The organism is Halomonas sp. 111 (assembly GCF_052379685.1).
Lineage (GTDB): Bacteria > Pseudomonadota > Gammaproteobacteria > Pseudomonadales > Halomonadaceae > Vreelandella > Vreelandella citrativorans.
The window spans coordinates 28,773-41,789 of sequence record NZ_JBQSYV010000024.1; the positions used below are offsets into that span (position 1 = coordinate 28,773).

5 protein-coding genes are annotated in these 13,017 nt (G+C 56.6%); all 5 read left to right on the forward strand.

Annotated elements, in window-relative coordinates:
* Window positions 1-1,632: an LTA synthase family protein gene (locus ACT3T7_RS16170; RefSeq protein ID WP_444631576.1), complete on the forward strand. Its 1,632-nt coding sequence runs from the start codon at window positions 1-3 to the stop codon at window positions 1,630-1,632.
* Window positions 1,629-8,987 (forward strand): SDR family NAD(P)-dependent oxidoreductase, encoded by a 7,359-nt coding sequence (locus ACT3T7_RS16175; protein ID WP_444631577.1) that lies wholly within the window; start codon window positions 1,629-1,631, stop codon window positions 8,985-8,987. The genes ACT3T7_RS16170 and ACT3T7_RS16175 overlap by 4 nt, the downstream gene beginning before the upstream one ends.
* On the forward strand, window positions 8,984-10,333 hold the full coding sequence (locus tag ACT3T7_RS16180; protein WP_444631578.1) for an aminotransferase class I/II-fold pyridoxal phosphate-dependent enzyme: 1,350 nt from the start codon (window positions 8,984-8,986) through the stop codon (window positions 10,331-10,333). Before ACT3T7_RS16175 ends, ACT3T7_RS16180 begins: the two co-directional genes overlap by 4 nt.
* 3 nt (window positions 10,334-10,336) lie before the next feature.
* Complete coding sequence (gene rfaH, locus ACT3T7_RS16185) at window positions 10,337-10,882, forward strand: transcription/translation regulatory transformer protein RfaH (protein WP_444631579.1); 546 nt, start codon at window positions 10,337-10,339, stop codon at window positions 10,880-10,882.
* Between the two features lie 281 nt (window positions 10,883-11,163).
* Window positions 11,164-12,771 (forward strand): gamma-glutamyltransferase family protein, encoded by a 1,608-nt coding sequence (locus tag ACT3T7_RS16190; protein WP_444631580.1) that lies wholly within the window; start codon window positions 11,164-11,166, stop codon window positions 12,769-12,771.
* Window positions 12,772-13,017 lie beyond the last annotated feature (246 nt).

A 13,017-nucleotide genomic window follows, 5' to 3' on the forward strand; every position in this document is an offset into this window, starting at 1 on the left:
ATGACAACCTCGCTGCCCTTTGCACTGTTTTGGCCATTGTTGGTTGGAGGGGTGGGAACGATCATCTTCGAAGCCCTCCTTAACCCACGCCCTCAGCCGCTTTGGCGGCGTGGTCTGGCGGCCAACTGCGTCCATTTAGGCAGCTGGCTATTGCTGTTTGGCGCGTTTATTCTGGTGCTTCAGCGGCCCTGGTTTACGGTGGTGTTTATTCTGGCGCTTCAGCTGGTGGTCGTTCAATCCAGTAATACAAAATCTCGCACACTCTGTGAACCGTTCATCTGCCACGATTTTGAGTACTTTTGGGATGCCATTCTCCATCCCCGCCTTTATGTGCCCTTTTTTGGGACCGGCCTTGCCATAGCCGCCATTGGCGCGGGAGCCGCAGCCATCGGAGCGTTTCTGTACTGGGAACCTTCGCTCGTATCTCAGTGGGGCGGGCAACGCTTTATCACTCTCTGCGGCTTACTCATCGCAATAGGTGCGCCGCTTATCGCCTTGGGCTGGCGGGCGCTCGCTCCCACCACATTGAACCCTGTTGATGACATAAATCGTTTGGGATTATTTGCAAGCCTATGGGCCTACGGCATCGCCCTTATGCGCTCATCTCCTCCCGCGCCTGAACAATCCCCGTTTTATCTGTTAACCCAAAAGATTGAAGCCAGTCGCCTCACTGCAACATCGAACGTACGTCCTAATGTCGTACTGGTGCAAAGCGAATCCTTTTTCGACCCACGCCCCTGGCACCCTGACATTAGTGACAGCTTATTAAAGAATTTTGATGCTACGCGCTTACAAGCGCAGCTGCATGGCGAGCTGAAGGTGCCCGCATGGGGTGCTAATACCGTGCGTACCGAATGTGCAGTACTTACCGGACTTTCACCGGCCGCATGGGGCCCGCGCCAATTTAACCCCTATCGCACGCTGTCGCGCCACCCACTGCCAAGCCTGGCCAGTGCATTTAAGGCAGCGGGGTACCGTACGGTATGCGTTCACCCCTACCCCGCCAGCTTTTATATGCGCCATAAAGTGATTCCCTCGTTAGGGTTCGACCAGTTTATCGATCTCACCGGTTTTGAGAGTAGCGACAAGCAAGGCCAGTACATCGGTGACCTGGCCGTTGCACGAAAGGTTGGACGCCTGCTTGAAGATAGCGATAATGGGCCTCTTTTTATATTTGTGATTACCATGGAAAACCATGGGCCGTTGCACCTGGAAGCACCTCACCAGGAAAGCCTCGCGGCTGCACTGCCCACAGCGCCTTGGCCGCTACCTGCACATTTACACGATTTAGCCGTGTACTTGCGCCATCTAGGCGAGGCCGACAAAATGTTGGCTAGCGTTAAAAGCACGCTGGATGAACATAAACGGCCAGGATTGCTGGGCTGGTATGGTGATCATGTACCTATATTGCCCGAAGCGTATGAGCACTTCTCGTTACCGGCTGGCACGACGCCGTACATGATATGGTCGACGCAGACTAAAGAGTGGTCGAACGACTTTATGCCCGAACAGCATGACACGCGCGCGTTAACCGCCAGTGAACTTGGCGTCCAGCTATTTAAACAAGCGTTTGGACACGATATAAGTAGCGATGTGATCAAGGCAGAACCAGAACCTCAGGAGCAAGAATGACTAGACGCGTTGCCATTATCGGCGCCGCCCATCGTTTCCCCGGCACCACCCCTGAAACGTTCTGGCAGGACCTGCAAGCCGAAAAAGATCTGGTCACCCAAGTGGCCTCTGACCGCTGGAGCCATGAGGCTTTTTTGCACCCCGACAAGCGCCACCCTGGCACCAGCGTTACCTTTGCGGCCGGAAGCCTTGGCGACATCAGCGGGTTTGATGCCGAATTTTTTGGTATTTCGCCCCGCGAAGCGGCCAATATGGACCCACAGCAGCGCATGCTGCTAGAGCTCGCTTGGGAAACCATCGAAAGCGCCGGCATCGTCCCCAGCAGCTTACGCGGCAGCCAGTGCGGCGTGTTCCTGGGGGTCGCCAGTCTTGACTACTCATATCGCATGGCGGATGACATGGCGGCCATTGATGCGTCAACCGCGACAGGCAACACGTCAAGCATTGCTTCCAACCGTCTCTCTTACGTGTTTGACCTACATGGCCCAAGCATGTCGCTGGATACCGCCTGTTCGTCATCCATGGTGGCGTTTCATCAAGCCTGCCAATCCATTCGCAGCGGTGAAACGACCATGGCGCTGACGGGGGGGATCAGCCTTCATCTGCACCCTTATGGGTTCATTATATTCTCCAAGGCGAGCATGCTCTCGCCAACGGGCCGCTGCCAGGTGTTTGATGACTCAGGCGATGGCTACGTGCGCTCTGAAGGCGCGGGGCTTTTCCTGCTCAAGGATTACGACCAGGCGATCGCTGACGGCGACAATATTCTCGCGGTGGTCGCTGGCTCGGCGGTGAATACCGATGGCCATAAATCAGGCATTACGGTACCTAATCCCAGCGCACAGATTGACCTAATGCGCCGCGCCTACGAACAGGCAGGCATCAGCCCCGACGAGATCGACTACCTGGAAGCCCATGGCACGGGCACCGCCGTTGGCGACCCAATAGAAACCCGCGCCATTGGTGAAGCCCTGGGCAAGTATCGCCAGGCCCCCCTGCCGATTGGCTCTATAAAAAGTAACGTCGGCCACTTGGAAACGGCGTCAGGGGTCGCGGGGATTGCCAAAGCGCTTTATAGCCTGCAACACCGTGAAGTGCCTGCTACCATCGGCATTCGCAAGCTTAATTCACGCATCAAATTTGATGAATGGAACCTGCATGTCGTTACCAAAGCGCAGCCTCTTAAAAAAGAGGGCCGCTTGGTCATCGGGATTAACTCGTTTGGCTTTGGCGGCGCCAATGCCCACGTTATTTTAGAAAGCGCACCCGAAAAGCCGGCAGCAGCTGGCCACACATCCGCTCATGCACTGCCCATCCGGCTAAGTGCTAAAAGCCAGGACGCACTTACGGATAGCGCTCACTTATTAGCAGAACACCTCATAGAAGGCAGCGACGCCTTCTACAATGTTGCCCATACACTGTTTAACCACCGTGAACAGCACACCTTTGGCGCACTTTGCTTTGCGCAAACGCCAGAAGAAGCCGCAGCAGCGCTGAGCCAATTTGCCAAGGGTGAAGACACCCCGCATGTGATCACGCTGGAACGGCTGCCCAATGCGCGTGGCCCGGTATTTGTTTATGACGGCAATGGCTGCCAGTGGGAAACCATGGGCCGCGAACTGCTCAATACAGCCCCCGTGTTTGCCGACGCTATTGACCGCGTGGACAGCCTATTTCAGCAGCACGGCGATTTCTCGCTACGTGCTGAGCTTGAGGGGCAGAACGGAGAGAATCGCTTCGAGCTTACCGAAATCGCTCAGCCAGCCCTGTTTGCTCTACAGGTCGCGCTAACAGAATGGCTAAAAGCGCAAGGCATCATGCCTACTGCTGTGTTTGGGCATAGTGTCGGGGAAGTCGCTGCCGCCTGGGCTGCAGGTGCACTCAGTCTTGAAGACGCCGTCAAGGTCATTTATTTCCGCAGTTTTTATCAAGGCCAAACCCGTGGCAAGGGTGCAATGAGCGCCGTCGCCATGAGCGCCGAAGACATAGCACCATGGCTTGCCAAGCCAGAATTTGACCAGGTTTGCCTTGCGGGTATTAACAGTCCTAAAGGCATCACGCTGGCAGGTAACCGTGATCAACTGGCCGCGCTTGAAGCCGCGTTAAGTGAACAAGGCTCTTTCGCTAAGCGCCTACCGCTGGACTACGCCTTCCATAGCCCCGCCATGGATAGCATCCAGCAGGGGGTTATTGATGCGCTGGCCGACATTACCCCTTGTAAAACACAGCTGCCCTACTACTCAACGGTTACCGGTGAACTTAGCCTGGGCACTGAGCTTGACGCCACGTATTGGTGGAAAAACATCCGCGAACCGGTCCTGTTTGATAACGCAGCCACCGCGCTGATACAACAGGGTTATAACGTATTTGTAGAAGTTGGCGCGCATCCCATTTTGCGCCGCTACCTCAATGAAACACTGCGCCAGCAAGAGCGTAAAGGGCTGGCAATTGGCACTATTGAGCGGCACAAACCTGGTCTTGAACAACTGCTGCAAAGTGTTGGCCAGTTACTGTTGAGCGGGCTTTCATTTGATATGCGTCATGCCTTCCCCGTGGAAGGCCAACGTACCTTACTGCCCCGCTACCCATGGCAACGCACGCGGCACTGGGTCAACAGCACACAAGACAGCCAAGGACTACTGTCACGCTATTACCAGCATCCTCTACTGGGCTACCCGCTGGCGCAGCAAGAGCACACCTGGGAAAGCCAGTTGGACATTAAGCGTCAGCCTTGGCTTGCCGATCACGTAGTGGGTGAAGGCGCGGTGTTCCCCGGTGCCGGATTTGTTGAGCTAACCCTGGCCGCCGCGTTACAGCAAAAAGATACCCCGCTTTTGGATATCGAAGAGCTGGAAATTCGTGCCCCCCTCCTGCTGGATGGGCCTAATGGTCGAGCTCTGCGCTTAGCGCTCAATTCGGAAGACGGCCGCATCGCCATTCACTCCCGTGAACCAGCCAATGGTCACGAATGGCAGTTAAACGCGGTAGCGCGCAATATGCACGAAAGCCGTGGCTTTCTGCTCAACCGTCGGGCACCTAAACTGCCTTCGCGCGCACCGGACTACACGCTAACGGAACACCTTCAAATGGCCGAGCGCATCGGCCTGCACTATGGGCCTGCCTTCCAGGCAATTAGCCACGGATGGATCGAAGATAACGCCGTCATCGGCGCCATCGATTTATCCAGTAACGTGCAGGCACAGCTAGCGACGCTTCACCTTCATCCCGGCATTCTGGATAGCGCCTTCCAGATGTTTATCCCCTTGCTAGCGCAACACAGTGAATTTGCCGCCCAGCTTGCGTTTGTGCCTGTTCGGGTTGGTCGTATACAGGTCAACCTCGAAGCGGGTGTGCCGGTACTGGCTCGCGCCGTGATGGGCAAACGCGCGCCCCACTCGTTTACCGCAGATTTTGAACTGTACGATGCGAATGGAAACGCCGTGGCCGTGCTAAGCCAAACACGCTTCAAGGCGATTCGTTTGAACCGCGCGCATCATCAATCGTTTAGCTATCTGGATATCGAGCTTACCCCAGCGCCGCTTGACGCCAAGCCACTGCCCTTGGCGGCCGACGCCCTAAACCGTTTGGCACAACTAAGCGGCCACTACGCGTCATATACCGGTCAACGCTACGCCCAGGAAGTCGCTCCGTTACTCGATAGCCTAAGCGAAGCATTTACCCAGCATGGCTATGCCATTGAAGGTGACGAAGAAGCACTGGCGCCCGAAGCTATCTGGCAACTACTGGTGCAGGATTACCCCGACTATTTTGCACCGATTCATCTGGTGGGCCGCTTGGGCTTGCACCGTGATGCACTACTCAACGGCACGACATCGCTTGAGACACTGGGCATTACCACTGAGCTAATGGCAAGGCTAAATCGTGTACTGATCGGTGAATGCGGTTGGCAAGCGCTTGCCACTGAGCTTGGCAGTCTGATCGAAGCCTCACTTTCCCTATTGGGCCAAGGCGAGCGCCTGCAACTGCTTGAAGCGGGCCCCTGCGCACCTGCGCTGGGCCAGCGTCTGCTGGAGCAGCTAGCCAATGCAGGCCAGGCAGGCAATCACCACTACCGAGTGATTACCACGCATGACAGCGCACGTCACCAGGCAGAACAGTTGCAAGAGCGCTACCCGCTTATTGATGTGCAGTCGCTGGATGATGCGCCACACACGTTAGCAAACGCAGAAAAAGCCCAGCTCGCCTTCATCAGTACCGATGCCACCCAACCTGCTCGCACGCGCCAGCTGATTGAAGCCTTGCCTGCCCAGTTGGCTCCTGGCGCCCACCTTATGGTGATGGGTATAGCCCCCAGCCAGTGGCTAGACGACGTGCTGGCAACGCCAGGCATCGACCAGGCAGCGTTGGAACACAGCACACTAAGCGATTGGCTAAGTGCCCAAGGCTTTATGGTTTCAGCCCCTATTGAGCTTGAAGAGAGCTCGGCGGGCGCTTACCTGCTGCATGCCCAACTACCACTGGCATCCGTCACTTCTCAGGCGGATGAGAGCCTTGCCAACACGCCTTGCCAGTTAATCATCTCCGACTCGACCAACGAGGCGCTTGCGGCGCGCTTGGCTAAAGCACTTACCGCACACCAGGCCAAGGTCCGGGTTGAACAAAGCGACGACGCGCCCGATACGCTATTGCAAAATGCACTCGGCGAATGGGGCGATGCTGCTCAAATATTGAATGTGATTGACCTACGCGACCTGGGCGGTAGCGACACCAGCGTGCAAACCTTGCGTTGTTATCGTGCCCAGCAGTGGAGCCTGGCGCTGGAAGCGGCCAAACTCACCTCGGCAACGCTATGGCTTACCACTCAAGGTGTTAGCCTGCTTTGGCACACTCAACAAACACAGCAAACACACGGCAACGTACCCGATGATGCGGCACTTTGGGGCTTTGGCCGCTCGCTTGCCAATGAAGCTGTGGGGCATACGGCCAGCCTGCTGGATATTCCCCATGAGGTTAGCGATGCAGCGTTAAGTACATGGGCTGCATCGCTGACTATCGCGGACAGCGAAAACGAAGTCGTCATCCATGCAGGCGGTGAACGCTTTGCCACCCGCTTGCGCACCTTGCCTGCACCGGCACCTCAACAAACCGTTAACACGCCTGCCCGTCAAGCAATGACCCTCGGCTTTGCGCTACCCGGGCAGTTGCGCCAGCTACAGTGGCGCCCACGAGCGTTACCTGCGCTTAAGGCCGATGAGGTTGAGGTCAAGGTAAAAGCTACCGGGCTTAACTTCCGTGACGTGATGTACACGCTCGGCCTGCTTTCTGACGAAGCGATCGAGAACGGCTTTGCGGGGCCAACCCTGGGTCTTGAGTTCTCTGGTGAAGTTATTGCCGTGGGCGACAACGTTACTCACGTAGCCCCAGGGCAAGCCATCGTCGGCTTTGGGCCAGCCAGTTTTAGTGACCGGCTGATTGCCAGTCAGCACGCGATAGCGCCTCTTCCAGAAGGCGTGAGTTACGCCGCCGCTGCCACCATCCCGACCACGTTTTTTACCGTGTACTACGCGCTTAAACACTTGGCACGCCTGGAGCCAGGCGAAAAAGTCTTGATTCATGGTGCAGCCGGTGGTGTCGGTATTGCCGCGCTGCAAATTGCTCAATGGCTTGGCGCGGAAATTTACGCCACGGTGGGCTCGGCAGAGAAACGCGACTTTTTACGGCTAATGGGCGTGGAGCATCTTTATGATTCCCGCTCACTCACCTTTGCTGAAGAAATTCTTGAAGACACTCAGGGCGAAGGTGTCGATATCGTACTGAACTCACTTGCCGGGGAAGCCATCAACCAAAACCTGCGCGCCCTGCGCCCCTTTGGTCGATTCCTGGAACTGGGTAAGCGCGATTTCTACGAGAATACCCACATTGGCCTGCGCCCTTTCCGCAATAACTTAAGCTATTTCGGTATCGACTCCGATCAGCTAATGAAAGTACAGCCTGCGCTGACCCAGCGGTTGTTTGGCGAAATGATGGCGCTGTTTAACGACGGCACCCTCAGCCCGCTACCGTTTACCGCGTTCAGCCATAGCCAGGTCATCGATGCTTTCCGCTATATGCAGCAAGCGCGCCAGATCGGCAAAGTCGTCGTTACCTATGAGCAGCCTATTGCGCCGCCCAGAAACGAAGCGCTGGGCCGTGAAACGCTGAGCCTATCAAACGATGGCAGCTACCTGGTGACCGGCGGCTTGGGCGGGTTCGGTCTTAAAACCGCCCAATGGCTGGTAAGCAAAGGCGCTCGCCAACTGATTCTGCTTAGCCGCAGCGGCCCGGCCAGCGAAGAAGCACAAGCTGCGCTTGCGGATTTTAATGCTCAGGGCGTACAGGTAATGGCCGCAGCCTGCGACATTACCAACCACGACGCACTGGCCAGCGTGCTAGCTCGCGCCAAGGATGAGCTGGGCCCGCTGCGCGGTATCGTGCATGCCGCCACGGTGATAGATGACAGCTTGATCCGTAACCTGGACGCCGAACGCATTCAAAAGGTGCTAACGCCCAAAATAGAGGGTGCTCGCCACCTGGATGCGCTAACGCGTAATGAGCAATTGGACTTCTTTATCCTCTACTCGTCAGCGACCACGCTATTTGGCAACCCAGGTCAGGCCAATTACGTGGCCGCCAACCATTGGCTCGAAGCGTTTGCCGCTAATCGCCGTGCCGCCGGTCTTTCCGCCACGTGTGTACGCTGGGGTGCTATTGAAGATGTTGGTTTCCTGGCGCGCAACACGCGCACGCGTGACGCGCTGCAAGAGCGTTTAGGCGGCTCTGCCCTTTGTTCAGATGATGCGCTTAACGTGCTTGAGCAGATGCTGGTATCACCCGGCCCCAGCCTTGGCGTACTGGAGCTTGAATGGGGCGCGCTCGCCCGCTTCTTACCGACCGCCAATGCGCCACGCTTTAACGAGATTGCCCGTGCCAGCGATGACGACAGCAGCAACGATACCGATGACGATATCAGCGCTCTGCTTGCCGACCTTTCCCCGGAAGAGCTGCATAGTACGGTCACAGAGCTGCTTCGAGCAGAGCTTGCCAGCATCCTGTTAATTGAAGAGGAAAAGATTGACGTTAATCGCTCGGTCTACGACATGGGGTTTGACTCGCTGATGGGGGTCGAGCTGATGACAGCAATCGAGAACCGCTTGGGTGTTCAGGTACCGGTAATGATACTCAGCGAAGCCTCAACACTTAACAAGCTGGCGGGTGTGCTGATTCAAAAGCTCCATCAGCATGACGACGATGTTGAAGAAGCACCGCAAGATGCGTTAGCCTCTCTGGCCGCTCGCCACGGGGCAGACGGCTTCACTGAGCCTGCATCAACATCATCGACAACCGAGACACCATGACCGCCAAGCGCTCTGATTTAAAACGGCAGCTGTTGGAACAAGCACGTAAACGTACGACGCCACGTACGATGCCACACGCAACGGCCAACGCTGCCAGCTCCTCACAGGGCAACGACTCAAGCAATCCGGTGCCCGAGCGCTTTACGCGGTTTGATGCCCACCCAGGCTACCAGCAGCTTGCCATGCTGCGCCAGGGTGCTGAACAGTTGGGGTTAAAAGACCCCTTCTTTAAGGTGCATGAAGGCATTGCCGGAGCAACCAGCGTTATTCAGGGGCAACCGTGCATCAACTTCGCCAGCTACAATTACCTTGGCTACTCAGGCGACCCGCGCGTTAACCAAGCCGCTTGCGAGGCAGTGACGCGTTACGGCAGCTCCGTATCGGCCAGCCGAGTCGTTTCTGGTGAGCGCCCTATTCACCGGGAGCTGGAACACGCCATTGCCAAGGCGTATCAGGTCGATGATGCGGTCGCGTTTGTAAGCGGGCATGCCACTAACGTATCAACGCTTGGCTATCTGCTTGGGCCTAAAGACCTCGTGCTACATGACGAGTATATTCACAACAGCTCACTGGTTGGCGCGCAGCTTTCCGGCGCCAAACGCATGTCGTTTTCGCATAACGACCCCGATGCCCTCGATGCCTTGCTTAGCCGCCACCGTCATCAATTTGAACGGGTGATTGTCGTCATCGAAGGGCTTTACAGCATGGATGGCGACATTCCTGATCTGCCTCGCTTTATCGAGCTCAAAAAGCGGCACCAGGTATGGCTGATGGTTGATGAAGCACACTCCTTCGGCGTTATGGGTAATAACGGCTTAGGGCTTCATGAGTACTTTGCCATCGACCCACGTGATGTGGATATCTGGATGGGCACGATGAGCAAAACGCTCTCCGGCTGCGGCGGGTACATTGCGGGCACTAAAGCGCTGGTTGAAACGCTGCGCTACTTTGCGCCCGGTTTCTTGTACAGTGTGGGGATGCCTGCCCAGGTCGCCGCCCCCTCTCTCAAAGTGCTAGCGCTTATGCAGCAAGAGCCTGAACGGGTGGAAAAACTTCACTCGATCTCGCGCTACTTCCTGCAGCAAGCCAAAAAGCACGGCATGGATACCGGGCACAGCATCGGCGCCGCCGTTGTTCCCATCATTGTGGGCAGTTCACCGTTGGCAGCACACCTCTCCCACACGCTGCTTGAACAGTACCACATCAATGTTCAGCCGATTCTTTACCCAGCTGTACCGGAAAAGAGCGCCCGGCTACGCTTTTTCCTTGCCTATGATCATACCCAGGCGCATATCGACCAAACCTTAGAAGCGCTCGCTACACTGCTCGTCCAGGCACAGAGCTAACGTATGGAACCCAATGACCTAGAGCCAGCCTCTTCCGAGACCAGCATTGAAGAGCGCGCCCTGCCCAACTGGTACGTTATTCAGTGCAAAGGCAGCGAATCATTCCGCGCGGCCGAACACCTCGCTAACCAGGATTATGAGGTGTTTCATCCGGTACTGAACGTACAACGCAGGCGCCAGGGCAAGCTTGCCACGGTGAGCGAGCCGCTGTTTCCCTATTACCTGTTTATTCGTTTAGACCAGGTTGTCAGCAATTGGCGCCCTATTCGCTCTACCCGTGGTGTATTACGCCTACTGACGTTTGGCAATACGCCCATTAGCGTGCCCAATACACTGGTGGAGACGCTTCGCGCCCAACCTCACCGCTTAGAAGGGAGTCATACCTATTTCTGCGCGGGCGAAAAAGTCACCATTACTGACGGCCCCTTTAAAGACCTTGACGCTATATTCGAACGCTGCAAGGGCGAAGAGCGCGCCATTGTGTTGCTGAATGTACTCCAGCGCCCGCAACATCTTAACGTGCCGATTGAACTGTTGCGTAAGCCCTGAAAGGTGAGCCCCCCAACGGTTCGCTGCGGCCTGCTTGGCCTAGGGTTGGTACGAAAAGTCGCTGAGCGAAGACCAGACAAGGCAAAAATCAGCGAAAAAACGGAGTTTACATGGGTAAATGAGTATTTTGAGCTGATTTTTAACGCCGTATGGTCGAGCGCAAGCAGTTTTCGTACAAAGCCTAATACGTAATCAAGGCTACCAGAAGACGTTCATAAGATTATCCTGCTAATGTTGAGCCCTACAGTGGCCTGCTTGGCATATCGCACAAGGATAATTCAATGAACCTCGACCCTCATTACTACCCGGCCGCCTCCCGACGCATGGTGACGTTGGGTAAGCGCGGCATGGTCGCCACCTCCCAAACGCTTGCCGCCCAAGTGGGTGCCGATATTCTGCGTAATGGCGGCAACGCAATTGACGCGGCTATTGCGACCGCCGCCGCACTTACCGTGGTTGAGCCCACCTCCAACGGTATTGGCAGCGATGCATTTGCCCTGGTGTGGGTGAAGGATGAATTACACGGCCTTAATGCCAGCGGCAGAGCCCCAACGGGGATTAGTATTGATGCCGTGCGAGAGCTTGGCCTGGATGCAATGCCCGCCCATGGACTAATCCCAGTGACCGTACCCGGCGCCCCCGCTGCTTGGGCCACGCTTTCTGAGCGCTTTGGCAAGCTTCCCCTTGCGACACTGCTGGCCCCGGCGATTACCCTGGCCGAAGAGGGCTTTGCGGTTTCTCCCGTGGTGAGTCAGCTATGGCAAAAAGCCTTCACCCGTTACAAGCAGTACAACCGCCCAGAGTTTGCCGCCTGGTTTGAGCATTTTGCGCCACACGGCCATGCCCCAAAAGCGGGCGATATTTGGCATTCACCTGACATGGCCAACACGCTACGCGCGATAGCTGAAAGCGGCGCCAATGCATTCTACGAAGGCGAGCTAGCCGATGCCATGGATAACTTTTCGCGCCAGCATGGTGGCTTTCTTCGCAAGGAAGACCTCGCGGCCTTTAGGCCTGAATGGGTCGACCCTATTAGCGTGCGCTATCGCGGTCATGATATCTGGGAAATTCCGCCCAACGGCAGCGGTTTAATCGCGCTACAGGCACTCGGCATTCTGGAATCACTGGGCGATGAGCCACGTGATGCGATTGAATCGCTGCATCGCCGCATCGAAGCGACCAAGCTGGGTTATGTAGATGGCCTACGTTATATCACCGAGCGTGAAGCTATGGCACCAAGCGTCGAACAGATGCTCTCACCGGCCTACTTGGCGCAACGCAGTAAGTTGATCGGAAACGAAGCTATTGACCCCGTACACGGCAATCCACTTCTGGGCGGCACGGTGTACCTCGCAACAGCGGATGACGAAGGCAATATGGTCTCGTTTATCCAAAGCAACTTTGAAGGCTTCGGTTCAGGTATTGTCGTGCCAGGCACCGGTATCAGCCTGCAAAACCGAGGCTGGTCATTCTCGCTTAACGAAGAAGACGCCAACGTATTGCGCCCCGGCAAGCGCACCTACCACACCATTATCCCCGGCTTTATCACCAAGGATAATCAAGCGGTCGGCCCCTTCGGCGTTATGGGCGGTTACATGCAGCCTCAAGGCCATGTACAGGTAGTTACCAGCCTACTGGAAGACAGGCTCAACCCACAGGCGGCACTGGACCTACCGCGCTGGAAATGGGTAGCAGGCAAAACCGTTGAGGTGGAACCCAGCTTTCCCGACCACCTCGCCCAAGCATTAGAACGGCGCGGGCATCACATTGTCAGGACGAACGATGCGCTGACCTTTGGCCGCGGGCAAATCATCCTACGCAACGCCGCCACCGGCGCATTCCAGGGCGGCACCGAACCCCGCACAGACGGCGCCGCCCTGCCCGTATAGCGCCGGTAAACGCCATTACCGCGCCCGATGGTTAAGGCCACGCCTCACCAACATGGCAATTGTAGCGCGTGGTAACGCAGGCGAGGAACGAGCCTACGGCACCCGCGAAAGGCGGCGCCAGCCGCCCGGATGTGCCGCCTTGGCCTGGAACCACACCCAACCCTAACCCCGGCAGCGCAGGGCGCTGCTTTGCGCCGGGCCGCCGCTGCGGGTGCGCTTCGCTTACACAATGGGATGGACTCCTCC

Coding starts and splice junctions, on each gene's coding strand:
- ACT3T7_RS16175 (WP_444631577.1), top strand. CDS start 1,629: ATGACTAGACGCGTTGCCATTATCGGCGCCGCCCATCGTTTCCCCGGC.
- rfaH (WP_444631579.1), top strand. CDS start 10,337: ATGGAACCCAATGACCTAGAGCCAGCCTCTTCCGAGACCAGCATTGAA.
- ACT3T7_RS16190 (WP_444631580.1), top strand. CDS start 11,164: ATGAACCTCGACCCTCATTACTACCCGGCCGCCTCCCGACGCATGGTG.
- ACT3T7_RS16180 (WP_444631578.1), top strand. CDS start 8,984: ATGACCGCCAAGCGCTCTGATTTAAAACGGCAGCTGTTGGAACAAGCA.
- ACT3T7_RS16170 (WP_444631576.1), top strand. CDS start 1: ATGACAACCTCGCTGCCCTTTGCACTGTTTTGGCCATTGTTGGTTGGA.